Genomic DNA, 25,451 nt, shown 5'->3' on the forward strand with positions numbered 1-25,451 from the left:
ATTCATGACCGTTTTTCTCCGGGATCAAGCCGCCTGACCAGCGCCTCCAACTCAGCACTGGAAATCGGCTTTTCAACGAATGGGCGCTCACTTTGCGACAGGAAGCGTGTGACCGCTTTACCCATTGAGTCGCCAGTGACATAGCCTATCCGGTCGGCATATTGAGGCATCGTCTTCAACAAGGCGTTGTAAAACTCCTCGCCATTCATGCCGGGCATTTTGAAATCGCTGATGATCATGTCGTATGAACCATCCGAAAGGCGGTCGAGTGCCTCTCTTGCATCACCGCAAAGGGTCGTTTCGCAGCCAATTTCCGTCAGGAGATCGCCGATCAGCTCGCCGACGCTCGGTTCGTCGTCAATGATCAGCACCCTGCGTTTCGTGATGCTTTCAGCAGAACCTTCGGATGCGAAATCCGAATTCGTGTTGGCTTCGACCGATTGCAGGCGAACAAAGATGCTTGTCCCCTGATCCGGGTGCGAAACAACTTCGAGAACGCCACCATGCGTATCAATAATCCGGTGACTGAAAGCGAGCCCGACGCCGGTACCTTCGCCAACATCCTTTGTTGTGAAGAAAGGTTCGAAGATCCGGGCCTGCAGGTCTTCGGGTATCCCCGGACCATTGTCGCGTATCTCGATCACGGACTGGTCGCTTTCGCTGTCATAAAACGACCGCAGCAAGAGCGCGCCTTCTTCACCTTTCGGAGCCAAAGCGTGTTCTGCATTTACAATCAGATTGGTGAACACCTGGACCAACTGATCTCCGTCGCCTGTAACAAGTGGCAGTGTTTCATCGAGGTCCGTGCGTAAGGCGGCCCCATTCGCCCGCAGGCCGTAGCCGGCGATCTCCTGCGCGACGGTGACGATTTCATTGAGCGACAGCTGCTCGATTTTTGCCGGTTTCTGCCGCGCCATTGCCAGGAACGTCTTGACGATCCTGGCGCTCCGGTCGGCGGCCTGAGCGATCCGGTCGACGCGTTTCGACAGGACAGGGTCATCGAGTTTGCCCTCCAGCATCTGTGCGTAGCCGACGATGATGGAAAGCGGGTTGTTGAGTTCATGCGCGACACCGGCCAGAAGTTCGCCCAAAGCGGACAGTTTCTCGTTCTGATGCGCAATTTCACGCTGCTTCTGGAGCTCTTCCTGCATGGCGAGTTGGTCTGAGATGTCCCGGGTTGACGAAACGATCACATCCTCGCCCTTGTAGTCCGTTACTCGGGCTGCGGTCAGGCCTTGCATGATGGAGCCGTCTGCCCGGCGGAACTGCACACGGTAGTCGTCCAGCGATCCGGTCGGCAGTAATGCGTCCAGGTATTTGGTTCTGTCGTCCGGGTGCAGGAAGAAGCTGAGTGTCGATTTAATCGAGCCGAAGCGTTCACGAGACGCCGGCGGACAATAGATGATCTTGCCGTCCTCGACGCGCGAGACCAGAAAGTTCGCAGGGCATGCCTCCACAATTGTTCGCAGAAGAAGATCGGATTCGCGCTGTTCCTCTTCGGCTCTCCGCTGCTCGGAAATGTCGGTAAAAGACAGCAGATAACAATCGAGTTCGGTCTGGTGAACGGAGGCCAGCAAAATCGTTCCGTCTCCAAGCTTCATCGTTTCGTTTTTCGTATAGACGCCGACAAGACCTGTCAGATGGTTTATGTAATCCTGCTTGTTGGTGTCGTCCGGGACGAGGAGCACCCCGGCGTCAAACAGGCGGTCCATCATCGCCACGAGGTTCTCATTTCCGGCCGGAGGCGGTACATCTTTGAAATAGAGATCGAAATATTTTCGGTTGCCCATGACGAAGTTCAGGTCGGCGTCAAAAAGCGCGAGCCCTTCGTCAAGCGATTCAATGGCGTCGTTGAGCACTTCCAGGCTTCGCGTTTCAGCCTTTTTCAACTCCGTGGTGTCGGTGACGACCACGACCCTGCCGTCATCCCCGGTTACCGCACGTTCAACAATGTAATGCCGGCCATCCTTGAAGCTGACCTCCATGGGCATCAGCGTTGCGCGCTGCAGGCTTACGGCCTTGCGGAAGGCCTCTGCAGCGGCATCGCCAACCGGTTTGCCTTTGATCGTCGCGATCTGTGGTGCCAGGATTGCGATGCGCTCAAGATCGGTCAATTCCAGGATCTCTTTTGCCGTGAGGTTGAACGGTGCCGCGAATGCATCATTGCAATGGGTAAACTGACCTCCGGGACCTTCGATTGCGACACCGACCGGCAAACGGGCAACGGCATCGGTAAACAGGCGCTCCGCTCTGGTCTGACCCGTTACGTCCTCGATCGTCAGAAGCCGACCCTGTAGAGCTGTTTCGTAAACGTTTCCAACAAGCGTGCTGCCGTGGTTGTTTGGTATCGGAAATCCCTTCTGTGCCTGCCGGATCGTCTGATCCAGCTCATCGAGAAGGGTCTCGGGAGCCAACTCGGGAGGTAGTGGAAACAGTCCAGTCCGGATGGCATCCGCGTGGATTTCACGCATGGAACGTCCTGCAACCAGCAAGTTATTGTCCGGGTCGCCGAGTTCACGGAACTTCTTGTTCGCAAACACCAGTTTCTCATCGTCACCAACGAGCGCAATGCCGAAGTCGACACCTTCGATGGCGTCACTGAGCAACTGTCTCGCGCGGGCCTGCGTCGTTCGTTGTTCCGTGATGTCCATGACATTTGCAACGAGGCCGCCGTCGTTCAGTCTGGTGACGGTGATTTCGCGTTGCGTGTTATCCGCGACGGCAACTTCGAGCTTCACGCTCTTTTGCTCTTCCAATGCCCGGAATATCCCCGCCAGCCCGTCCTCGGGACCGCGCGTGATGGTAATCTGTCCGCTTGCTATTGCTTCACCGACGATCGCCTGCATCGGAGCGCCCGGAACAAGACGTTCCTTATGAGGTCCGAGCATTTCGGCGTAACGCTTGTTGGCATACAGCAGGCGCTTGTCCTGGTCGTAGACAACAAAACCCTCATTCAAGGCCTCGACGGCATCGCGCAAGCGCGCGTTTGCAAGCTCTCTCTCGCCAGGCTCCGCCCGCCGTTCCTTTGTCACGTCGAGAGCCGATACAAGATACCCACCCGTTTCCGTTCGGCTGCAGGTCAGGGTGACAAGGTGCCCGTCCCGCCGCTTGAGTGAAACCTTGTTGATGCCTTCACGAAGCGTATCAGTGACAGTTGCACTCATTGCGCCGATATCGATGTCGTTCGAAAAGACAAAGCACTCGGCTGAGAATGTGCTGAAGAAAATGTCGCCGGCAGTGGTGCCAGCTTCCGGATATTGAGAACCCTCCGGGAGAGCAAGATCAAGAAACTTCTCATTGCACATCCGAAATCGGAAACCGGTGTCGAAGAGTGCAAAGCCTTCCTGCAAGGCTGCTGATACCTCTTTCAGCATCGCCAATTCGGATGAGCTGGCCTTCGAACCGGCGTTACTGCCGTCGGCGCCTTCCTCGAGCGTTCTAAGCATCTGTTCCCACTCTATCCTGCCAACTCGAGGCTAATCATTATCAACCGCAAGCCCGGCATCTCTGAATACAGCGCGAGCTTATCAGTTCGGCATTGCCGAATGTATCAATTGTATCAAAACGGGTGTGTCGGCCCCAATGACGCAGGCTCAGGCGCGCAAAAACAAGTTCTAGTTTCCCAGAAACAGCATGTCCGCGACACCATCACCAACACGCCGGGCAAAGGCTTCCCTGTTTTCAGGAAGGCTGGCTGGCGAAATCGCGCCTGACTGGATCAGCCGGATGAGTGTCGGCGAGTTAGCAAAAGTTGCGTGGGAAGCGCCGTCCTGACCGTCGGTGATTTCCGACAGGTCCACAACAGTGATGCCGAGTTCCTGCAAAGCTTCAATGTCGTCTCCCTGACCGATGCGGGATGTGCCCCCCCGCAAGTCGCGAGAAATCTTCAACGCCTTGTCCTTGCGCGATGCCAAGACGACGAACGGCGACGGCTTGGGTTCGATAACGGAGATCTGTGACCTGAAGACATCGCCGTCGATATCGGGCGATGCCAGAACCAGCGGGCTAATTCTTTTCAGAGCTGATTTTTTGTTCGACAAAGATAGCTGCCGGACAGCTTCCATGGTGAGCAATGTGCCCATGGAATGCGCCACAACGGCCACGGTGCGGGCGTTGCTTCTCGCGGCGAGTTCGATGGTTCTTTGAAGTCCGTCACGTGCAAACTGGACGCTGTCACGGTCATATAGATAGGCACTTGTTTTGCCCGCTGACGGCCAGGAATAATGAATGCCGACAACCGGCTGGTCAAAATCGTGTATCAGTTGCGCTTGCCTGTAAATGCCGGAAACATAGGAAACATTGTAGCCATGGATGAAGATCATCACGATCCGATCATCCGGCGGCAATCGCTTCAGCTGGGCGTTGATCCGCGCCAATGCATCGCTTTCGGAGGCGACCTCATCAATGCCCGTCACACCAAATTCGCTTGACGGATCAGGTGTGTGTGACGGCGGCTTGATTGTGCCGAGTTTGCGGTCGTCGGGGACCCAAACATCGATATCAGCATAGGACAGATCAGAGTTCCGCCCATCGCCATAGCGCAGCTTCGGATCGTCGACGGGTTTGCGCGGCGTGATAGCCAGTATCGGAACAACGGACCCTTGTGCCGGGGCGGGATCGTATAGTGCGAACTCTGCCGGGCCCCCGGCGCAGGCTACAAGAAGGAGACACATCACCGCCAGGGATGCCAACGCATGCCGCCGGACCTTGACCATTGCAGCGCTGGTTAAATGCGTGAAAAAAGTTGCGGGTGCCAACCGCTCGGTCACGGCGGTGAATGCCGGGTCAGGCATCATGCGCCGCATTGATTTCAACGGTCATTTCCTTCGCCCACCGGGTTCTTGCTCACTCCGGTGAAGATCTTACAGTGGTCAAACTGCGCGTAAATGTCATGAAATGCGCAGGGGATGCGCAAAAATGCGATGCTGACACGCTTGACTATTCAGTTAGATACCGTGCGCAAAAAGACGAAAGGCAACATGGAAAACTGGAACGAAATTCGCACCGCATACGAACTTCTCAGATGTGGAACTGTAAGCGCAACGGCTGATGTTTTGAACATCCACAGGGCAACGGTGATCCGACACATAGACAGTCTGGAAGCCATGCTCGGTGAAAAACTCTTTATCAGAAGCGCCAAGGGATATGTGGCAACGGAAGTCGGCGCAGACCTTCTGAATGTCGCTGCTGAAGCCGATGACCGATTCAGGCAGTTTGCAACGCGTGCCAAGTCCGGCGAGGCGGGGCTGACCGGCGACATCATCCTGACGGCGGACGGTCCTCTTCTGTTGTTTTTGTTGCCGACGATCCGGGAATTTCAAAAGTGCCATCCGCAGATCACGGTCAGGTTCATTGCAGAGCGCCGCGTCCTGCGGCTCGACTATGGTGAAGCGCATGTGGCCATCCGGCTGGGCAGAGAACCCGATGAGCCGGACAATGTGGTTCAACCCTTCAAGACAATCCAGTTCGGGCTCTATTGTAGCCAGACCTATGAGCAGAACCACGGCGACGTGGTGAAGGAAGACCTTTTTACCACAAACAGATGGGCGCTTACGGACAATGAAGACTATCTTCCGGATTTTTACGCGTGGCTGCGCAATCAGGTGCCTGAGGAAAACGTTGCGTTCGTGAGCAACGATCCTATCGGTGTGTTTCATGCGATCGAGGCGGGTGTCGGACTGGGGTTCCTGCCACGCGAGCGAGCGGCGCGTCAGCCCGGTCTGAAACAGATCTCAAGGTCGGATCCGGCCTGGTGCCTGAAGCTCTGGCTTGTGACCCATGTCGATCGGCACAGAAGTGCCAAGGTCCAGACTTTTCTGGAGTTTCTGAAGGAACATGCCGTCGATACCGTGGACTACTAGGCTCCGCCTCATACTGGAACTGGTGCTCCGGATGCCGAGTTTTCGTTGCGCATGAGGAGGTAACAGACGCTCGGGACAAAGATCAGCGTGACCGGGGACGCGATGATCAGTCCGCCAATCATGACGGTTGCCATCGGTTCGAACAGCGCACCACCGCTGATCGCCATTGGAATGAGACCGCCAACGGTCGTCAGCGACGTCAGGATGATGGGTCTGGCCCTTTGTTCGGCGGCGCTGATGATGGCATTTCTTATGTCCATTTCCGCAAGGTTGAGGTCGATCTGATTGATGAGGACAATCGCGTTGTTGATGATGATGCCCATCAGGGACATCAGGCCGAGCATCGCGAAGAAAGACATCGGTCGGTCGGTCAACAGCAGTGCGAAGGGGGCGCCGATCAAAATGATCGGGATTGTCATGAAGGTTGCGAGCGTGCGGCGGATGGAGTTGAACTGAAACACGAGCGCCAGGATCATCACGCCGACGGCATAGGGCAGGTTACCGCCAAGCTGTGCGTTCACATCTGCGGTGTCTTCCAGTTCACCGCCGATCTTGATCGTGTAATCTTTGCTCAGATCGAGAGCATCCAGTGTCGGCTGAATGCGTTCCAGAAGTTCGTCCGCCGCCAGACTGTTGCTTTTCGCCGAGATGATGATCTGCCGAACCTGGTTTTCGCGGCGTATTTCGGAGTATTCCAGTCTGGGCCGGAATTCCGCGACCTGATCAATGGAGATCAATTCGCCATTCGCGGCGATGGACAGGTTTGCAAGGTCTTCGACGCTGTCGCGGTTGCTCTTTGATGCACGCAGGACAATCGGGATCTGTTCGTCTCCCTCCCGGAATGTCGAATAAGTCGTGCCCGAAAAATAGGACTCCATCACCCCCGATACTTCTTCGGAAGTGACACCGAACTCGCGGGCCTTGTCCTGCGCAATGTCGACGACCACCTTCAGCACCTTGTTGCCCCAATCCGTTTCGTTCTTGACCATGTCAGGGGCTTGCGCAAATGCGGCCTCGACCGAAGCACCGGCAGCCATAAGGGTATCCGCGTCGGAACCACTGATTTCGACATCGACGAGCCCGGCTTCGCCGCCGCCATTTGACAGGCGGGTTACACGAAAGCGCGCGGAAGGAAACTGTTCGAGAAAGACGTCCCGCGCCCGTTCCGAAACTTTCCTGGCTTCTTCGAATGTTGTCGTATTGACGACGAAAAAGGCACTTGCCGCGTCAGGATCTGCAGGGTCCAGGGACAAATAGAACCTTGGACCGCCTTCACCGACAAAGACGGTCGCAGAAACCACGCCGGGGTTGACCGTCTCATCAAGAAGCCACTCGCTGACGGCCAGCGCCTGGCGTTCGGTTTCGGATATGGCGGCCTCCTTGGGCATGTCCATATAGATCAGAAAGTCTGCCCGCTCCGTCAGCGGAAACATTTCCGATTTGACTTGCGCGAATTGGCTCGCGCTGAAGGCGACCGCCGCGTAGGTCACGATGATGATCGGAATACCGAAGGGAAGCAGCCTGCCCGTCATGGCACCGTATAGACGGATCAGTCCGGACTTGCCGGTTTTCTGCTGTGGCTTTTTTTTCAATATACGCACGCTGAGAAAGGGAAGGATATAGAGCGCGGTCAGCCACGATCCGAGCAACATCGAGGTGACAACAGCGCCGAGTGAGAAGGCGAACTCGCCTTCTGTGCCAGTCATGAGAAGCATCGGGATGAATGCAGACACCGTCGTGATGGAGGCTGCCGCCAGGGGAATGACATACTGACCTCCGGCGTCCATGGCCGCTTCCTGTGGCGTCTCACCGGCGTTGATCCTGCCCTCGATATCCTCGACAACCACAAGGCCATTGTCGACGAGCAACCCAAGCGAAATGATCACCGCGGCAATCGAGACCTGTTCGACATCCACACCGATGAGCCCCATGCTCGTGAGGGCAAAGCCGATTGTGAACGGAACAATGCTGGCAATGACGACCGCGGGCCTAAAGCCGAGAAACAGCAGCATCGCCAGAAAAACGACGGCGAATGTCTGCATCACGTTTGAGAGTGCACCTGAAACGGACGCCGTTACGTTTGTCTCCTGGAACGTTGAGGTATTGACCGAAATGCCGATCGGTTGCGTGTTTTCGAATTCGGTCAGTTTCGCCGCGAGCTGACCACCCAGGATCTGGATGTCGGTTTCGTCCGCCATTTCCAGACTCAGGAGCACAGCCGGTTCGCCGTTGAAAAAGACCGGCGCCTCCTTCGGATCCACGTAACCACGCCTGACGTCAACGAGATCGGAGAGCCTTACATATCCTGAAAGGTCGCTGACCTTGGTCAGGACACCCCGGATTTCCTCGACCGAGCTGAGGTCGCCATTTGCCTCCAGAACAATGCTGGTGCCGCCGGCATCGATCTGACCTGCCGGCAGGATCACGTTCTGGGCTTGAAGGTCCTCCAGCAACTGATTGAGCTGAACACCGACGGAAGCGAGCTTCCGTGTGTCGAGATCGAGCCAGATGCGTTCTTCCTGATCGCCATAGAAAGTCACTTTGGTGATGCCCGACAGACGGTACAACTCCTTGCGGAGATCTTCCGCCACGTCTTCAAGATAGGCGAGATCGAAGCCGTCGCCCGTCAGCGCTACCGTTGCAATGGCGACATCGCCGTAGTCGGTATTGACGAAAGGGCCGCTCGTGCCATCCGGTAGCTCAACAACAACATCGTCCATCTTGTTGCGCAGGTCTTCCCACGCAGCTTCGATTCCGGCGCCCGACACGGTGTCGTAGAGGACTGTATAAATCAGGACCTGACCATTCGTGATAATGGTCTCAATATCTTCGACCTCCCCGATTTCCCTGATTTTACGCTCGATCGGGATCGCGATGAGATCTTCGACACGTTGCGGTGCCATCCCGTCGAACGTTGCCTGGATTGCGGCCGTCCGGATTGTAATCGCCGGATCCGCGCGCTTTGGAAGATTGAGGTAGGACGTCACGCCCATGATCACGATGAGGAACATGACCATGTATGTCAGGCGGGACTTTTCCAGTCCGAAACGCGTCAGGAAATCCATTTATTCGCCCGCCTCGAGCAGGTTGACCTGCATGCCCTCGCGCAGGAAGGAAACCCCGGCGATCGCGATCCGCTCCCCGGGCTGAAGCCCTTCAATGATCAAGAGCTTGTTTTCGCGAATGCCGGCCATGATCACTTCCCGTCTTTTGACGGTGCTTGTGTCGCTGTCGAAGACATAGACGGGAACCGGCACCACGCTTCCCGGACCTGCGTCTTCCGGGATCTGGCCTTCGTTGATCGCCGCAGTAATCGGGATAAGGAAACCCTGATCTGCAGGAAGGGCGAATTCGAAGGAAACCTCAACCGCCATCCCGGCCCGGATCAAAGGATGGGTCTCCCGCAACTCGACAATGACCGGAAAAGACGAAACCGTGTCTGCACGTTCGCCGATCTCGTTAACGACGGTATTCAGGGTGACTGAAGGGTCGTCTGCGAGCCGGACGGTTGCAGGCGTCCCAACGACGAGTTGCGCGACGACGTCGAAGTTCACGGAAAAAGAGACCTCGTAAGACGTTGCGTCATAAATCGACGTGATCACGTTGCCCGAAGCGACTGTCGCAAAGGAATCTGCATCGACACTGTTGATGATACCGGCGAACGGGGCGACGATTTTGGTGTCTTCAAGGTCTTCTTCAGCCGAGTTCAATGACTTTTGCGCTTGTACGAGTTGGGCCCGACGGGTTTGAACATCCGTGCTGGCATCGTCGACCGTCACCTTCGAGACCACACCTCTTTCGAAGAGCGTTTCCTGACGTCCCAAGTCATCCTGCGCCTGTTTCAAGAGCGCTTCGGCTTCGGCAACCGAGGCTTCGGCATTCTCGATCGAGACGATAAACTGGGTGTCGTCGAGAACCGCCAGAAGTTCGCCGGTCACGACCCGTTGACCAACGGCGAGATCAACGACACCCAGTTTCCCACCGACCTCAAAGGACAATGACGTTATTTCGGAAGGCTCAAGCACGCCGGGGTACTTGCGTTCCGTACTTTCCGAACTTTCTTCAATCTTAAGGGTGAGGAGCCCCCTTATGGGCGGTTCCTTCGGCGGGGCGTCTGCGTCTTGCGGGCTACATGCGATAAGTACGAAAAAACCAAACACCAACAGCAGTGACGCGCGCATGAACCGACCTCGCAGACTTGGCGAGATGCACCTTGCGGCAAAGCTCGCTCGACCGGCCACAAGTTGGCACCTGAGCTCTGCGAATTGAATGCATCATTGTCATACACCCGGTGTGCACCTGGGCGCATGTCCGGGCAGACGCAGCCGCCCGTCCGGCCGTCGCTGGTCACTGAAGCAGCAAGAAAGCCTAGTTGAACATGGCGTTCGGGATCAGCAGCGCAATTTCGGGGAACGCCACGATCAGGGCGAGCGTTGCAATCATCGCCAGCCAGAAGGGCATGATACCGGCGAAAATCGTCTCGATCGGAACGTCTGGAACCACGCTCTTGACGATGAAGACATTGACACCGACCGGGGGTGAAATGAGACCCATTTCCAGAACGATCACCATAACGACGCCGAGCCAAATCGGGTCAAACCCCAGCCCGATCACCAGGGGGAACACGATCGGGAGCGTGATGACGAGAAGGGAGAGCCCTTCGATGAACATGCCGAGGATGACATAGCCTAGGAGAATGAGGGCGAGCGTTCCGTAGGTGCCGAGCGCGAGACCCGTCATGCCGTCCGCGATGGTTGCCGGCAAGTGAGAGAGGGCGACAAACGGGGCAAAGACATTGGCGCCGATCAGGATGAAAAACGCCATTCCGGTTGTCTTCAGCGTGTCGGAGCTGATCTGGTAGAGCGACGGCAAAGTACACTTGCCGCGAATAACCAGCATCACGAGAGCGAAGAACGCGCCGACACCGGCGGCCTCGACCGGCGTGAAGAAGCCCGTGTAGATGCCGCCAATCGTGATCAGGATGATGACGCCTATCCCCGTCGAGCGCAGCAGACTGGCCAGTTTCTCCCGTGTACTGAATTCAGGCCCCCTGGGCGCTTCATCCGGGCGGAAGAAGGTGACGATGGCTATCGCGATCAGGAACATTGCCGTCAGCAGAATGCCCGGCAGCACACCGGCCATGAAGAGGCGGCCGATCGATTGCTCCGTCAGGATGGCATAGATCACGAACCCCGTGGATGGCGGAATCAGGATGCCGAGCGTACCGCCGGCAGCGATGGATCCTGTCGCCAGTCTTGCCCCGTAGTTGAAACGGCGCATTTCGGGATACGCGACCTTTCCCATTGTCACAGCCGAGGCAATCGACGATCCGGAAAGAGCGGCAAAGCCCGCGCAGCCCATGATCGTTGCAGCGGCGAGCCCTCCCTTCAGGTGACCGATCACCTTGTGTGCGGCCTCAAACAGGTCACGGCTGAGCCCTGCGGTGGACGCCAGGTTTCCCATCAGGATGAAGAGCGGAATGATCGTCAGCTCATAGACGGTTACGGTCGCAAACACCTGGCCGCTCAATGTGAAAGCAGCCGGTATAAATCCGGAGAGCAGCACTGTGCCGCCAAAGCCGACGACCAGCAGTGCGATCGCGACGGGCGTGCCGAGCGCAAGCAACAGAAACAGAACTGCGAAGCCAAGGGCACCGTAAACCTCAGGGCTCATTTGGTCAGTCTTTCCAGGATAAGGCCCAGGGAGGAAAGGGCGCAACCGGCGGCAACCGCATAGTAGGACGGGGCGAATGGCAGCTGCAGAAGCAAGGTCGTTTCGCCGAACTCCGAGGCTTCCAGCGCATTGGAAAAGGACCGCCAGGCGAGATAGGCAAGCATGACGATGCCGAGGATCGTCGTTGCCCAGTCGAGCGTTTTTTGAATTGGGACAGGAAGGCGCCTTGCGAGCGTGTCGATCGCAATCAGCCTGCCTGAGAGAACGCAGAGCGGAAAACTGATGGCAACGGCGAAGGACAGAAGGATCTGGGCATAGTCATTGGCGCCGAAAATGGGAGCATTGAAGAAAGAGCGCAACAAGGCGTCGGTCACCGACAGGCCCATCAGCACGAATATGATTGCGGCGCCACACAGAACGAGCGGCACCTCGAACCATTTGCGCCAACCCGCCTCCGGCAGGCCGGCTTCGTCCGGTGTCGGCGCGGCCACGTCCTACTGGCCGCCGAGGGCCTTGACGATCGCGTGCGCGTCGCTTCCCGACTGCTTGCCCTTTTCGTCGATGACTGCAGTGAGAGCAGGGCCCATCTTTTCACGAAACTCCGCATCGGCTTCCGGCGTGATTTCGATCAGTTCCAGTCCACTGTCGCTCGCCAGCTTCAGTCCGGCCTGTCCGGCATCGTAAAAGGCTTTCGCACCGCGCAGGCTGAGATCGCGGCCGGTGAGCTCACCCAGCTTCGCCTTGTTGTCGTCAGAAAGACCGTCCCAGCTCGACTTGTTCATCAGAAGATAGAAACTGTCGACCGCGGAAGGAATGTTCGTCGTGACGTATTTCCCGGTCTCATTGAGCTTGTAGGACCGGATGCCGGACGGGCCAATCATGACGGCATCGATGACGCCTGTGTTCATGGCGTTGTAAACGTCCGGTACAGGCATGGAGACCGGAATGCCGCCCCAGCCTTCAACGAGCGCGGCCATCACCGGATTGGGAGTGCGGATCTTCATGCCCTCCATATCCGCAAGCGTGCGGACCGGCTTCTCGCGGGTGATCAGGACGGATGGATTGTTGGCCCACAAACCGAGCAGTTTGGCCTTGGCGAATTCATCCTCGATCAGGCCGATATTGTCCCAGAGCGCGTTGGTTGCGTCCGTTCCGTTGGCAAAAAGACCCGGAATGTGGACGAGACCGGTTTTGGTGAACTGCTTGGGCGTATATTCAGGAATGCCGAAGACGATGTCGGCAACGCCGGTGACAACGCGTTTATACTGCTGCACGGGCCCCTTGCCCAATTCGCCCGAAGGATAGATCCGCATGGTGATCTCGCCATTGGTGGCGGCAGCCATGTCTTCGGCAAGCGGCGTCATGACACCGCGATCCATCGGGTGCATTGACGGCATGAAATGCGCGATCTTGAGTTCGTCCGCGCTTGCGGACTGGACTCCCATGAGAACCAGTGCAGACGCTGCAACGGCCGTCAGTTTCGCCCGCAGACCTCCAGCATTCACTTTCATTGTCTCTCCCTCCCGAAACTGGTTGTCCAGTTAATTAACTTGAGTAATTATCATTGTTAATTGCATAAGAGATTATGGTGGAAACCAAGTCAACCGGTTTGTCGGCGAGGAACAGCATGACGGAAGGATACAGGCTGCACAACCGTATCGGCTTCAAAGTGACCCGTCTCGCGCGGATCATGGAAGCCCGATTGGAAAAGCGGCTGTCCGAACACGGCATCACGCGATTGATGTGGTGCGTTCTGAGCGGCGTTGGCCTTGAGAACGTGAACACGCCGTCGACGCTTGCCGACTATATCGGCATCGCCCGCCCGGCCGTTTCGCGTCTTTTGAAGACGATGGAAGAGCGGGGCCTACTGGAGCGCGCCTGTACGGACGACGACAAACGCTACACCGAGCTGGCCCTGACCGAGCTCGGTCAGGAGAAACTGAACACCTGCCACGTACTTGTGCGAGAGTTGAACGATCATTTTGCCGGCAAAATAGACCTGAAGCTCTATGAAACTTTCATGGCAACGATCGATGAATTGACGCGGGACGAACAGGTTCAGCTGATGCGCCTTTGATGCGGGGAGAGGGACGAAATCCGTGAAGCTTTTTTCCGACAAGACGAGACCGGTCCACCTGGGTTCCTTTCCGCTGGAGCGCCTTGCCAGAAGCAACGGCATGCCGGACTTCGGCTCCGTACCGGCACTCACCCAAATGCCGTTTCAAGACGAAGACCCGGAAAACATCATCAATGCCATGAGCGAGGCCCAGGCGATGCTGGATGCGATCCGGGACGGCATCGTCAACAAGGCGCGCGCCGAAGTGCCGTCAGACCTTGAGGAGCGCGCCAACCACCTGAAGGGATTCGGCTATTTCTCCGATGCCTCGATGATCGGCACGTGCGGGTTCAGCGATGAGATGAGGCTGGAGAAGCCGTTCCGCAATCCGGATATCGACCAGCTGGCGGAAAAGCTGCGCACCACCCAGACCAAGACGCTGGCGTCAGGGATCGACATGATCATGGCCGACTTGCGCGATGCCATGAACGCACCGCCAAAGGGGGTTGCGTCTCACAAACATGCGCTGGTCTTCCTTGTCCAGACCCCGCGCGAACTTCATCCGGGCGAGCCGGGTGAAGCCTGGCTCAAAGGTGCCGGCGCGCACCGTTCTGCGCTCCGGGCAACGGAAGTTGCCGTCGTGCTGGCGCAGTATATCCGGTTGCTCGGCTATGAAGCGGCAGCGCACAGCCACACGACGTCCGATGCCGATCTCAACATGCTGGCCGTTGCTGCCGGTCTTGCGACAGTCGAGGACGGGGTTCTGACCAATCCCTATCTCGGCACCGGCTTTTCGCTCGCGGCGATCACGACCGAGTTCAACATCGCGCATGACAGGCCGCTTCTGCCGAGGGCAGAACAACCAAAATCCAAGACCCACGGACTTGCCTGGCAGGTCGGCTACCGTACCGGCAAGAGCGCCCGAACGCTTGACCCTTTCGCGAAGCGCCGGTTTGTTGATGGGCCGCATCCGTTTGAAAAGCTGAAGCGGGTCGACACGCCAACCACCTATTTTGACGAAGAGCGCATCGCGCGCGTGCCCAAACGCACCGACATGTTCGCCAGGTCCCAGTTCGGCGACATGGGCAAGAAGAACCAGCAGGCGGCCACCAACGGCCACTATGCCAGAAAGTCCGCCCCGTCCATGGCCCAAAGACGCGGGCTTGGGGCGTTCGTTCTGCTGCAGGACGGCGATCCGGAACCGACCGTTGCAGCGTCGACGTCCGATCCGAAGCAGAATGCCGAAAACCTCAAGGCCATGTCCTATTTCCTAGGCATCGATGCTGCCGGGATTTCCCGCTGTCCAGACTGGGCCTGGTATTCGCACGATGCCACCGGCGCGCCGCTTGACCCGCCTCATGACCAGGCGATCTCGATGGTGGTCGATCAGGGCTTTGAAACCATGGAAGGGGCCTCCGGTGACGATTGGATTGCCGTCTCCCAGTCGATGCGGGCCTACCTGCGCTTTGCGATCCTCGGCAGCATCGTTGCCAAGCAGATCCGCAATCTCGGCTACAAGGCCAAGGCGCATACGGTGCTGGACGGGGAAGTGCTGCAGCCGCCGCTGCTGCTCCTTTCCGGCCTTGGTGAGGTCAGCCGTATCGGCGAGGTCATCCTCAACCCGTTCCTGGGTCCGCGCCTGAAATCCGGCGCCGTCACGACGACCATGCCGGTTGCCCATGACAAGCCGATTTCCTTCGGCCTCCAGTCTTTTTGCGAAGCGTGCAACAAATGCGCGCGGGAATGCCCGGCCGGTGCGATCACTGCCGGGCCGAAATTGATGTTCAACGGCTACGAGATCTGGAAGTCGGACAGCCAGAAATGCACGACCTACCGTATCACCAATGAAAGCGGCGCCATGTGCGGGCGCTGCATGAAAACCTGCCCGTGGAACCTGGAGGGCATCTTCGCCGAAGCGCCGTTCCGGTGGGCGGCGATGAATATTCCGCAAGCCGCGCCGATGCTCGCCAAGCTGGACGACATGGTCGGCAATGGCGAGCGCAACCCGGTCAAGAAGTGGTGGTGGGATATTGAGCTCGCCGAGGACGGCGCCTACCGCGCTGCCCGCAATCCGGTGAATGAACGCGGCCTGCAGAAGGATCTCGATCTCAAATACGAAGACCAGACGCTCGCCGTTTATCCTGCCAACCTCGCACCACATCCCTGGCCGTTTCCGTTTCCCATGGATCGGGAAAAGGGGATTGAGGCCTATCAAGCGCTGATCACGGCGGATCAGTACAAGGCGAGGTTGGAACAGGGTGAAACGGACGGTCTTGCGCATGAATACCGGATCGACGGCGATGCGCCCGTTATCCGCGTGGAGATCGTCAAGGCCGACAAGATGACGGACGGCGTTACCAAATACGAGTTCGGCGCGCTGAACGGCGAGCCGTTGCCCGAGTGGAAGGCGGGAGCCCATCTCGACATTGTCGTCGCACCGGAATTCCTGCGCCAGTATTCGCTATCCGGTGATCCCGCCGACCGCAGCAAGTACCAGATCGCGGTCCTGAAGGAAGACGAGGGCCGGGGTGGGTCGAAACTGCTCCACCGGATCTTCACCGAGGGCCGCAAGATCTTCATCTCCAAGCCGATCAACCACTTTCCGCTGGAAGAAAACGCAACCAGGACCTTCCTGATGGGCGGCGGCATCGGGGTCACCCCGATGATCGCAATGGCGCATGAGCTTCACGAAAGAGGCGCCGATTTCGAGCTGCATTATTCCTGCAGCAAAAAGGCAGATGCAGGCTTCCTGGAGGACTTCGACGCCTTTCCCTGGAAGGACAAGGTCCGCTTCTATTTCAGCGACCAGGGCACGCGGGCGGATCTCGATCAGGTTCTGAGCGCCTATCAGCAAGGCAGCCACGTCTATGCCTGCGGCCCGGACCGTTACATGACCTCCGTGATGGAGGCGGCCGAGCGCGCTGGATTTACCGACGACGAGCGGCACGTTGAATATTTCAACGTGCCGGAGGTGCCCGACTACGTGAACCACCCCTTCACCCTGAAACTCGCCCGCTCCGGCCGAGAGCTGGAGATCCCGGCGGAGAAGTCCGCGACCGACGTCCTTGCCGAGAACGGCATCCCCATCGACATCAAATGCTCCGACGGCATCTGCGGCGTCTGCAAATGCGGACTGGTCTCAGGCGAGGTCGAGCACCGGGATTTTGTCTTGTCGAAGAAACAACGGGAGGAGGCAGTGATCCTGTGCCAGTCGCGCGCGGCCGAGGCCGGAGGTGTTGTAGAGGTGGATTTGTAGAGAGACAGCGGGGAGGCTGCCATGCTCGCCCCAATGCCGACTTTCAAACGCTACAGGATTTTTCTTGAAGGCGAACATTGGATTTGCCTGGAGTGGATCGGTGGAGTGCGGCCATTCGGTTGGAAAAGTTGTTCCGAGCCGATGGGGATGATCCTATTACCTTGTTGATTTGGAAGATGTGGGCGACGATATGTCCGTTGCGCGAAGCGCAAGATGGCTCAATCGCGACACCGAGTTCTTTGGTCCTGACGGTCCTAAGACGCAAGACATAATGTTCTCGCCGCCCATTCATCCCTAGGTCAGCTTTGGCATGGGATTACAAACCGTTTCTTTAACGCTTCGGTTGTTTTGATTTTGATTTCACCACCTCCGGCCTTAATCTTTCCCAACCCTGGCAGTGTAATCTCGCCCGCTGAGATCGAAAAGCGGATGTCGTAGGAACGTTCGGCATAGACAGTGCCGCGCATTTCCTCGCGCTGGCAAATGTTGCGAAAGCAGTTGCCGAAGCGTGAGAACTTCGCGCCGGTTATGTTCTGCGAAACCTCGACCGAAATGTTGAGCGTGCCAACGCCGGAAACTTCCACTTTAAGATCCCGCGCCTCGACTTTGTCGCCATTCTCGGACGAAATCACCACGTAGGGAGCGGTACCGAATGTGCAGCAGGTGCTTTTGGTGTCCAGTTCGATTGGATCGAACGCCACATCGGGGATTTCAGCTTCGCGGTCCTTGCGCAGGATTACCTCTTTCACCGGTGTGGCCCGGATCGAGGGCGGACGCTTTTCTACACACGTGTTCCGGTAGGCTTGGGTGTCTACCGTGATTTTCAGTTTGCCGATACCGGAGAGCTTCGCAAGGATTCTTGCGACGAGGTCCTTACCATTCACCATCACGCCCTGGGCTTCGACATCACTGCCGTCCGAATTGATGAGTTCATCAAGCCCCATATCGATACCGGGCAGGTATTCTTCGGACGGGTCTGTATCCTGAACCGAGACGTCGATTATCCCACCGTCTTCTGTAATTTGCGCCGTCATATCGGTCACGGTGACTGCGACCGCGCCGGAATCGCCACACAACGTCACCCCTTGGGGAGAGACGAAGAAACCGTCGGTCTTGATACCGTTTGTGTTCATGAAGCCGATAAATTCAACCCTGGCCTTTATGAGGCCGCTTGTGCGGCCGCTGGCCAGGATTTCGCGTCCGTCGTCGTTTTCCGTTATGCGCAAGGTGGAACGGAGCGTTGCCGAATTGCCGCCCGTCTTCAGGAGGTCACCAGCCTTCTTCAATACGTCATCTATGTGCATGAAAAAAGAAACACCGTTGACGATGCCGCGCACCATGCCAACAGCTGGCGTGGCGAGCGAGGGAGCGGGAACGCCGTCATAAGGCACCCGGGAAACTTGGAATTTGGTGTCGATCCTGGCAACCGCCACATCGTAGGTCTTTGACGGATAGCCGCTGGTGAGGACCTTGCCGACCTGCCGCGGCGGCCGGCCAGCGCGGTTGGCGTCGAATGGGCCTGCCTGAAACACCGGATCGTCAACAGCCGAGTTCGGGAAGATGTGGCCGCAGGTAACGATCGTATCGCCCGTCCCCGGGCTGTCGAGCAGTGCACCCAGCGTTCCGGCATCGTCGCGCGCATCGCAAATGGATGATCCGGGCCGCATGGGGTTGTCGTCGCTGGTATGCGCTTCCTGTTCCTGAGCCACGGCATCGACAAGCACGACCTCGATCGTGTCGTAGGGCGTGGAAACCGTAGTTGGAAGTTTGCCGCTGTGGCGTTGTTTCTCAACTTCCTTGCGATCATCAACGAAGATCACGTATTGCGGCCCGGCAGGGTTCATTCGGGCTTGGTCGGGAGCCTTGCGAACGCCGCCGCCGACCACGCCATTCACTTTGGCATACTTTTCGGCAACGTCGTCGAACGCTGCGCCTGCTGCTTGAAATCTATGTCTCTGAAACACGATGTTCCTCCAAAATGCTGGATTTGAACGTCCCACAACCGCCTAAACGGGACGGGAGGCGTGTTTGGATGCAGAGACAAAAAAAATTTTTAGGCGGAAGGCGGCTCAGCCCCCACGGTGTCAACCACCGCCGATTGCTAACGCAACACAGCCCGTGCGGCTGATGGCAGGAGGGTGGTCGCTGTCAGGGGCCGCAAAATGATGGTCTCCGGCACCGAGCTCGAAATCACCGAACGCCAGATCACCGCTGATGATATACAATTCCTCGCCCTGATCGTGATGATGACCGGCATATGTCGCGCCTGGCTCGATCCGCAACAGCATAGTTTGCCGTTTCGTATTGTCGTCGCGCGCAAGGATCTTCATCTCGATGCCTTTGGAAAAGTAATGCCAGTCGCCTTCAGCGGCGCGGATCGTACGAGTTCCCTTGGGGCTGACCGCGGCGTCGATCCGAGCAGAAACCCGCTCGAACAAATGTGCTGGCGGATCGACCGGGTCAACACCCCGCTCCAGGCCTGCAAGACGCGCCTCCCAGGCTTCGATCTGTTCACGAAGGCCCGCGTCATGGCTCGAACGTGCTTCTGCATCCTTGCGGGCTCCGGCGTCAAGGACACCAAGGGCGTATTCCGCCGCCAGATTGTCACGCTTATCGGTGTTCATCGATCCAGACACTCCTTTAACCGCGACAAGCCACGACGCACCCAACTTTTGACTGTCCCGAGCGGCTTGCCCAACGTTTTAGTCAGTTCGCGGTGGCTCATGCCATAAACAAAGGCCAGTACGATTGCGCTGCGATAATTCACGTCAAGTTTGCCGAGACAGCGCCACAGGTCGGAGCTGCCCGCACCATCACGATCACCGACATGTCCGGTGATTTCAATATCGGTCTCGTCTAGCGAGATCGTTCTGATCCCTTGCGCGCGAAGATGATCCAGCGCGCAACGGCGCGTCACAGTCACCGCCCAAGCCAATGCCTGGCCCTTCGCCGGGTCGAAAAGATGCGCCTTGGTCCATATTTTTACTACAGCGTCCTGGAAGACGTCGTCCGCCTTGTCACGATGGCGCATCATTTTGATGCAGATACCGTAAAGCACCGGACCGATTGTCCGATACAAATCCGCGAACGCCCGGCGGTCACCTGTTGCAATAGCGCTGAGCAGGGCCTCGGCTGAACCTGCTGTCTCTTTTTCCATGATCCGCTCCGGCGGATAGCATACATCGGATTGGTAATAGTCTTCAATCTCACCAGCGGTGGCATCGGGGTCACCCCGATGATCGCAATGGCGCATGAGCTTCACAAAAATGGCGCGGATTTCGAGCTGCATTATTCCTGCAGCAAAAAGGCAGATGCAGGCTTCCTGGAGGACTTCGACGCCTTTCCCTGGATGGACAAGGTCAGCTTCTATTTCAGCGACCAGAACACGCGGGCGGATCTCGATCAGGTTCTGAGCGCCTATCAGCAAGGCAGCCACGTCTATGCCTGCGGCCCGGACCGTTACATGACCTCCGTGATGGAGGCGGCCGAGCGCGCCGGATTTACCGACGACGAGCGGCACGTTGAATATTTCAACGTGCCGGAGGTGCCCGACTACGTGAACCACCCCTTCACCCTGAAACTCGCCCGCACCGGGCGAGAGCTGGAGGTCCCGGCGGAGAAGTCCGCGACCGACGTTCTTGCCGAGAACGGCATCCCCATCGACATCAAATGCTCCGACGGCATCTGCGGCGTCTGCAAATGCGGACTGGTCTCAGGCGAGGTCGAGCACCGGGATTTTGTTTTGTCGAAGAAACAGCGGGAGGAGGCAGTGATCCTGTGCCAGTCGCGCGCGGCCGAGGCCGGAGGTGTTGTAGAGGTGGATTTGTAGAGAAAGCGGGTTAACAAGAGGGTTTTTGCGCACCTGAGACTGCCGATGACCAGGCAAAAGTCGGCCTTGGCGCGTTTGGTAGTTTGCCAATGATATCAATTCGTAAGCAATCCGGCTTCAAGAAAACCAGCTTTCCAGCGGGCTCTATCCTGCTCATTTTGAAAGAAGCGATCCACCACAGACAGGAAGCTTTGAAAATCAAACGTTTCAGGACGCAAGCGGTCGAACTCTATGGCATGCTGGTTTGCCTTCACCTCGTCGCCAGACAGCGCGTAGCACGCGGCCATATACGCCAAGACATGAAGACTCGGCTTGTCCCACTGCTCGTAGGCCGCAATGGCATCTTCATATCGGCCAAGCAGAAAACTCGCCTCAATTACACCTTCCAGATAAAATGAGGGACATAGCGGATCCAGCCGCATGGCCGTTCTGTGAAAATCGAGCGCTGTCTCGTGCTCACCTGCAGCGCATTGAATCAACCCGCGCGTATGAATTGCTTCAGCAGAATTGGGATTTATTTCGAGGGCTGACTGGCTGAATTGCAAGGCACGCCGGCAATCTCCCGACAGGGCAAGACCCAGAGCCGCTTTCGCCACAACGCGCTCGTCGTCTTTGCTGAGAGAAATGGCATGCAGTGCGTGCTTCACTGTGTTGCTGATGATTTCCTCATCGTGGCGTGCGTCTTCAAACCCTGCATATCCGAGCAAGACAGAAAGATGTGCATGGGCCAGTGCGAAATCGCCATGTTTCTCAATCAGTTTCTCAAGGTCGATGGCAACGTTTGCCGCTGTTTTCCCCCGACGTAAGGGCCATACCAACTGCAAATATTCCTGGAACAAATTCAATTTAGTGGAAGTTGTGTCGGTGCTCCTTGAAGCAATTTCCCCATGAATACGTGTTGGCAGCGCGGCCGCAATCGATCGTGCGACGCCGTCCTGTATTTCAAATGACGTCAGAGCTGACCCTTCGAAACGGTCCGTCCATAGGTATTCGCCACTCTCCAGATCTATGACACGATAGTTGACCCTAATGGTTTCAGTTGATTTCTGGACAGATCCTTCGACAGCATATTTGAGACCGAGCCGCTCACTGATCTCTTCAAGCCGCGCGTCATTTCCGCCGATAGCGAGGGCGGACGTTTTGGCGATAACCGTTATGTCGCTGCACCTTGAGAGAGCTGTCGTGATTTCCTCCGTCAGCGTCTCAGCGAAAAAATCTGAGGCTGGTTCAGTGGTGAAATCCCGAAAAGGGATCACGACAAGCCGGGGTGCGTCTTCTGCAGGTTTCGCCCACACGCCCGTTGTCAGATCGACATTCTTCTGAAACTCGGGCTCGATACCGCCTTTGCCGAGATCGGCCACAAACCGTAATCCCTTCCGGTGGATCGTTTTGATAAAGAGCTGCTTCTTTCCATCATCGCCGAGCGCTGATCTCGCCTGGCTAATTCTGCTAGCAACAGCTGCTTCGGAGATAAAACGACCGTTCCAGACCGTCTGGATGATTTCGTCTCTTGTGACCACCCTGTGTGCATTTTCGACAAGAAGCAGCAGCAGCGTCAGCACCTGCGGTTCCACGGCCACTCGAATGCCATTCTTGCGCAGCTCGAATTGCTCCCGGTCGAGTTCGTATGCGCCGAAGTTATAGGTCATCTCAAGTCAAAAACACCTGTAACAGCATCTCACCCAATGCCTCAGCCGGATTGACATTTTTCGTCACGCTCCAAGGTTTCAATCAAGCCCTTCACCATTGCCAACTTTGATTCTTCAAATCTATCGGGACACCCAATGGACATCAAATTGCCAGTTCTCTCGCTGCGCCATTGGGGTGACTCGTCTCAAAAGTCGCTGTCCACCGCGAGGGTCAGGAGCCAGGCGCGCCTTTGTTTAGAGAGACATCGGGGACGAATGTTCCGAGCATGAATTCGGACAACTTCTTGAAATCCCGCTGATCCGCAAAAGGGTAGGCTCGGTTCAGAAATGCCGCGTTCAGCTCGGGTCGGGCTGCCAGTGCTTCTTCGAGTGCAAGTGCGGCTGCCTTTTCCTGACCGAGGGCCGTCAGTGCTGCCGCTTCCGCTGCCTTGGCCCAGTGTGGCGCATTTGGCATTCTCAAGGACTTTTGAGCCCACGAAAGCGCAATGTCGGCCTGATCAATGATCAGATTGGAAAAACACAGCATGACACAGACCGACCATCCCTGCGGGTCGCGCGGACTGAGTTCAAGCACCGTTTCGAAATGCTCGATTGCAGCCGGTGCCCGCCCGCTTAAAGAAAGGGAGTACCCCTTTCCAAAATGGCCATAGGCGTGGTTGCGGTTGCGGGTAATCGCTTCATCATAGGCGGAGATGGCTTCGTCATACTCCTGGCGCGCCAGATGGGACCGTCCGAGTGCGACATATGAAAAGGCATCTCGTTGATCCAGCTGGACAGCCTGGCGGGCGGCAGCCAGCGCCTGGTCAAGAGCATCGATCTCCATCACGCCTTCCTTGTAGGCATGGCACAAGGCATAAGCCAATCCGGCGTGCGCAAGCGCATAGTCCGGATCGCGGCTGCATGCGGTTTTGAGAACCGAAACAGCTTCTTCATGCAGGCCGCTCTTTTGTTGCCACAAGAGCCAAAGGCCCTTTTGCGTGCATTCCCAGGTCGTCAGATCCGTTTCAGGCTTTTGCCGAATTCGGTCTCTCTCCGCCGACAGCAGTTCTGGCTCAATCGCCGCGACAATCCGATCCGTAATGTGATCAAGGTTTTGAAGGGATGCCTGTTCAAGTTCCCACCGCTCGCTCCAGATCTGGGTTTGTGACCCGGTGGAGACGATTGATACCTGCAGGCGCCAGGCCGCCTCCTGGCGCCGGACATTGCCTTCAACAATATAATCCGCCGCCAAATCCTCGATTGCCGAATCCAGGTCTTTCTGGCTGAGGCCCGCGAGCCCAAAGGAACTCAGACGCGAAATGACACGAAGTTCCCGAAAACGGGACAGTCCGGTGATGATGTCGTCGCAGATACCATCAATGAGCCAGTTAAAGTTCGGATCACTCGGCATCCCTGAAAACGGGAGGACAACAACAACAGGGTCCTGATCCCTTGCTTCGCCGTTCGCCGCGTCCTGCGGTCCGGCGGACCGTGTCCCCCCTGAGCCCAGGCGTGTCGTCGGTTCAAATTGAAACCGGAACCCCTGCTTGTAGAGCGTTCGCAGAAAGCGTGGCTTTTTAGACCCTTCACCAAGCGCCTTTCGGACTTCGCTGATCCTGCTGGAGACGGCTGCCTCGGAGATGAACCGTCCATTCCAGATCTTTTCGATGATTTCGTCTTTGGAGACGACGCGATCGTGATTTTCGACCAGCAGAAGCAGCAGTGAAAAGACCTGAGGCTCCAGACTCACCAGTTCGGAGGCGCGGCGAAATTCGCGCTTTGCAGCATCAAGTTCAAATTCCTCAAATCTGTAAATCATCTTTTTGAGATCTGAGTCCCGGTTCAATATTTCATCAAAATACATGAGTTTCGCGCGCATCGAAATGTTTCAAGCGCGCGATGCACATACATGGCTTTTTCCCAGGTGCAAGAAGACCACTCAGAAGATGCGGTGCAGCAGATCAAACCGACCGCACGTCTCGAAAATAAAAAGTCGAAACCAGAAAATCCAAAGGAAACCCAAAGGAATCCTGAAAGTCTTCTTTCTGCAGACGTACTAAGTCTCAATCCGCAGTTCTCCGGAACCAAAAACCCAAGAACCTGATCCAGCGGCTCGCAGCCAACCGGCCTGCGGCACGGGCGGGTTTTGTGCGGTCTGAATGTGTGTAAACGAAAGGTCTTCGACATGATCCCGAAATACAGAAACAAGCTGCCTCAACTCGCGAACCGGGATTTCCTGACTGATGGAGGTCTTGAAACCTGGATGGTTTTTCAGGAAGGCCTGGATCTTCCCGCGTTTGCGGCCTTTACCCTTTTAAACAGCGAAAAGGGCCGTGCCGCCCTTGACCGCTACATGATGAATTTCGGGCGCATTGCAGTGCGACATAAGCTGGGGTTTATCATGGATACGCCGACGTGGCGGGCCAGCAGCCGATGGGCCAATGACCTGGGTGTTTCGATCCGGGATCTGAAGGAGATCCACAAGCAGGCGATGATGTATCTTCTGTCGCTGCGCGAAGGGCTTGAAACAGATACGTCGCCTTTTGTCCTCAACGGCGTTCTTGGACCGCAGGACGATGGCTACAATCCCAGGCGCTTGATGACGGTGAGCGAAGCCCGGGACTATCACGCCCGGCAGATCGACTGGTTCTTCGAATATGCGGCCGACATGGTGTCCGCGATCACGATGACCTATGTCGAAGAAGCGCTCGGAATTGCGCTGGCTGCTAAACGGCGCGGCATGCCGTCTGCGATATCCTTCACGTTGGAAACCGATGGTCGTTTGCCGAGCGGCCAGGGTCTCGGCGATGCAATCTGTCAGGTTGATCTGGAGACCGGCGAGGCTCCTGCCTACTACATGATCAATTGCGCTCATCCGGATCATTTCGTCGATGTTCTGAAAGGCGGTGGCGACTGGGTGCAGCGCATCGGCGGCGTCAGGGCAAATGCGTCCAGGCTGTCCCACGAAGAGTTGGACAACGCCGAAGAACTCGATGCCGGCAACCCGGAAGAGTTGGCATCCCAGTATCTGGAACTCAGGCAGCTCCTGCCGAAGGCGACCGTCCTTGGCGGCTGCTGCGGAACGGATCATCGCCATGTAGGGGCAATCGCCGAAACCTGCGCCTGTTGCCACGCGCATTGACCACCT

General features: G+C 57.0%; 18 protein-coding genes. 6 read left to right on the plus strand and 12 right to left on the minus strand.

All coding sequences use genetic code 11. From position 1 onward, the window contains the following. Positions 1–2 precede the first annotated feature (2 nt). Together Q0915_RS00275 and Q0915_RS00280 are read right to left on the minus strand one after the other, a co-directional pair. Positions 3–3,446: a PAS-domain containing protein gene (locus Q0915_RS00275; RefSeq protein WP_299472390.1), complete on the minus strand. Its 3,444-nt coding sequence runs from the start codon at positions 3,444–3,446 to the stop codon at positions 3–5. 168 nt (positions 3,447–3,614) lie between these two features. Beyond that, the gene (locus tag Q0915_RS00280; RefSeq protein ID WP_299474626.1) at positions 3,615–4,805 is read right to left on the minus strand and encodes an alpha/beta fold hydrolase; all 1,191 of its coding nucleotides are present in this window, start codon (positions 4,803–4,805) and stop codon (positions 3,615–3,617) included. A gap of 174 nt (positions 4,806–4,979) precedes the next feature. Between Q0915_RS00280 and Q0915_RS00285 the strand changes: the two genes are divergently transcribed. Beyond that, the gene (locus tag Q0915_RS00285) at positions 4,980–5,861 is read left to right on the plus strand and encodes a LysR family transcriptional regulator (protein WP_299472391.1); all 882 of its coding nucleotides are present in this window, start codon (positions 4,980–4,982) and stop codon (positions 5,859–5,861) included. Between the two features lie 8 nt (positions 5,862–5,869). Here Q0915_RS00285 and Q0915_RS00290 read toward each other — a convergent pair whose 3' ends face one another. From Q0915_RS00290 to Q0915_RS00310, 5 genes are all read right to left on the minus strand, one after another. Further along, positions 5,870–8,926: an efflux RND transporter permease subunit gene (locus Q0915_RS00290; RefSeq protein WP_299472392.1), complete on the minus strand. Its 3,057-nt coding sequence runs from the start codon at positions 8,924–8,926 to the stop codon at positions 5,870–5,872. Beyond that, positions 8,927–10,042 (minus strand): efflux RND transporter periplasmic adaptor subunit, encoded by a 1,116-nt coding sequence (locus Q0915_RS00295; RefSeq protein ID WP_299472393.1) that lies wholly within the window; start codon positions 10,040–10,042, stop codon positions 8,927–8,929. Positions 10,043–10,229: 187 nt separating this feature from the next. Further along, complete coding sequence (locus Q0915_RS00300) at positions 10,230–11,534, minus strand: TRAP transporter large permease (RefSeq protein WP_299472394.1); 1,305 nt, start codon at positions 11,532–11,534, stop codon at positions 10,230–10,232. Continuing rightward, on the minus strand, positions 11,531–12,025 hold the full coding sequence (locus Q0915_RS00305; RefSeq protein ID WP_299472395.1) for a TRAP transporter small permease: 495 nt from the start codon (positions 12,023–12,025) through the stop codon (positions 11,531–11,533). The genes Q0915_RS00300 and Q0915_RS00305 overlap by 4 nt, the downstream gene beginning before the upstream one ends. A gap of 3 nt (positions 12,026–12,028) precedes the next feature. After that, complete coding sequence (locus tag Q0915_RS00310) at positions 12,029–13,045, minus strand: TRAP transporter substrate-binding protein (protein WP_299472396.1); 1,017 nt, start codon at positions 13,043–13,045, stop codon at positions 12,029–12,031. A gap of 116 nt (positions 13,046–13,161) precedes the next feature. Between Q0915_RS00310 and Q0915_RS00315 the strand changes: the two genes are divergently transcribed. Together Q0915_RS00315 and Q0915_RS00320 are read left to right on the plus strand one after the other, a co-directional pair. Next, a complete protein-coding gene (locus Q0915_RS00315; RefSeq protein WP_299472397.1) occupies positions 13,162–13,611 on the plus strand; it encodes a MarR family transcriptional regulator in 450 nt (149 codons plus the stop codon). A 22-nt stretch (positions 13,612–13,633) separates the two neighbouring features. Beyond that, positions 13,634–16,846 carry a 2Fe-2S iron-sulfur cluster-binding protein gene (locus Q0915_RS00320; protein ID WP_299472398.1) on the plus strand — a complete coding sequence of 1,071 codons (3,213 nt, stop codon included), beginning with the start codon at positions 13,634–13,636 and terminating at the stop codon, positions 16,844–16,846. 299 nt (positions 16,847–17,145) lie between these two features. On the opposite strand, the gene Q0915_RS00325 is transcribed toward Q0915_RS00320, so the two are convergent. The 3 genes from Q0915_RS00325 to Q0915_RS00335 form a co-directional block, all read right to left on the minus strand. Next, a complete protein-coding gene (locus tag Q0915_RS00325) occupies positions 17,146–18,810 on the minus strand; it encodes a hypothetical protein (protein WP_299472399.1) in 1,665 nt (554 codons plus the stop codon). Between the two features lie 120 nt (positions 18,811–18,930). Continuing rightward, positions 18,931–19,470, minus strand: a complete 540-nt coding sequence (locus tag Q0915_RS00330; protein WP_299472400.1) for a cupin domain-containing protein — start codon at positions 19,468–19,470, stop codon at positions 18,931–18,933. Beyond that, complete coding sequence (locus Q0915_RS00335) at positions 19,467–20,135, minus strand: sigma-70 family RNA polymerase sigma factor (protein ID WP_299472401.1); 669 nt, start codon at positions 20,133–20,135, stop codon at positions 19,467–19,469. Before Q0915_RS00335 ends, Q0915_RS00330 begins: the two co-directional genes overlap by 4 nt. Between Q0915_RS00335 and Q0915_RS00340 the strand changes: the two genes are divergently transcribed. Further along, positions 20,091–20,675 carry an iron-sulfur cluster-binding domain-containing protein gene (locus tag Q0915_RS00340; protein ID WP_299472402.1) on the plus strand — a complete coding sequence of 195 codons (585 nt, stop codon included), beginning with the start codon at positions 20,091–20,093 and terminating at the stop codon, positions 20,673–20,675. The genes Q0915_RS00335 and Q0915_RS00340 overlap by 45 nt on opposite strands. 95 nt (positions 20,676–20,770) lie before the next feature. On the opposite strand, the gene Q0915_RS00345 is transcribed toward Q0915_RS00340, so the two are convergent. Together Q0915_RS00345 and Q0915_RS00350 are read right to left on the minus strand one after the other, a co-directional pair. Beyond that, entirely contained in the window at positions 20,771–22,324 is a 1,554-nt protein-coding gene (locus Q0915_RS00345; RefSeq protein ID WP_299472403.1) for a winged helix-turn-helix domain-containing protein, read from the minus strand. Positions 22,325–22,535: 211 nt separating this feature from the next. Then, entirely contained in the window at positions 22,536–24,182 is a 1,647-nt protein-coding gene (locus Q0915_RS00350) for a winged helix-turn-helix domain-containing protein (RefSeq protein WP_299544141.1), read from the minus strand. 30 nt (positions 24,183–24,212) lie between these two features. Here Q0915_RS00350 and Q0915_RS00355 point away from each other — a divergent pair, with 30 nt between their 5' ends. Together Q0915_RS00355 and Q0915_RS00360 are read left to right on the plus strand one after the other, a co-directional pair. Next, entirely contained in the window at positions 24,213–24,407 is a 195-nt protein-coding gene (locus tag Q0915_RS00355; RefSeq protein ID WP_299472405.1) for a hypothetical protein, read from the plus strand. A gap of 84 nt (positions 24,408–24,491) precedes the next feature. After that, positions 24,492–25,445, plus strand: a complete 954-nt coding sequence (locus Q0915_RS00360) for a homocysteine S-methyltransferase family protein (RefSeq protein WP_299474629.1) — start codon at positions 24,492–24,494, stop codon at positions 25,443–25,445. Positions 25,446–25,451: the final 6 nt, after the last annotated feature.

Source organism: uncultured Roseibium sp., from assembly GCF_947494555.1.
Classification (GTDB): domain Bacteria; phylum Pseudomonadota; class Alphaproteobacteria; order Rhizobiales; family Stappiaceae; genus Roseibium.

Coding starts and splice junctions, on each gene's coding strand:
- Q0915_RS00295 (WP_299472393.1), bottom strand. CDS start 10,042: ATGCGCGCGTCACTGCTGTTGGTGTTTGGTTTTTTCGTACTTATCGCA.
- Q0915_RS00285 (WP_299472391.1), top strand. CDS start 4,980: ATGGAAAACTGGAACGAAATTCGCACCGCATACGAACTTCTCAGATGT.
- Q0915_RS00290 (WP_299472392.1), bottom strand. CDS start 8,926: ATGGATTTCCTGACGCGTTTCGGACTGGAAAAGTCCCGCCTGACATAC.
- Q0915_RS00355 (WP_299472405.1), top strand. CDS start 24,213: ATGGCTTTTTCCCAGGTGCAAGAAGACCACTCAGAAGATGCGGTGCAG.
- Q0915_RS00335 (WP_299472401.1), bottom strand. CDS start 20,135: ATGCAGCTCGAAATCCGCGCCATTTTTGTGAAGCTCATGCGCCATTGC.
- Q0915_RS00340 (WP_299472402.1), top strand. CDS start 20,091: ATGGCGCATGAGCTTCACAAAAATGGCGCGGATTTCGAGCTGCATTAT.
- Q0915_RS00280 (WP_299474626.1), bottom strand. CDS start 4,805: ATGCGGCGCATGATGCCTGACCCGGCATTCACCGCCGTGACCGAGCGG.
- Q0915_RS00300 (WP_299472394.1), bottom strand. CDS start 11,534: ATGAGCCCTGAGGTTTACGGTGCCCTTGGCTTCGCAGTTCTGTTTCTG.
- Q0915_RS00350 (WP_299544141.1), bottom strand. CDS start 24,182: ATGCGCGCGAAACTCATGTATTTTGATGAAATATTGAACCGGGACTCA.
- Q0915_RS00275 (WP_299472390.1), bottom strand. CDS start 3,446: ATGCTTAGAACGCTCGAGGAAGGCGCCGACGGCAGTAACGCCGGTTCG.
- Q0915_RS00345 (WP_299472403.1), bottom strand. CDS start 22,324: ATGACCTATAACTTCGGCGCATACGAACTCGACCGGGAGCAATTCGAG.
- Q0915_RS00310 (WP_299472396.1), bottom strand. CDS start 13,045: ATGAAAGTGAATGCTGGAGGTCTGCGGGCGAAACTGACGGCCGTTGCA.
- Q0915_RS00315 (WP_299472397.1), top strand. CDS start 13,162: ATGACGGAAGGATACAGGCTGCACAACCGTATCGGCTTCAAAGTGACC.
- Q0915_RS00330 (WP_299472400.1), bottom strand. CDS start 19,470: ATGAACACCGATAAGCGTGACAATCTGGCGGCGGAATACGCCCTTGGT.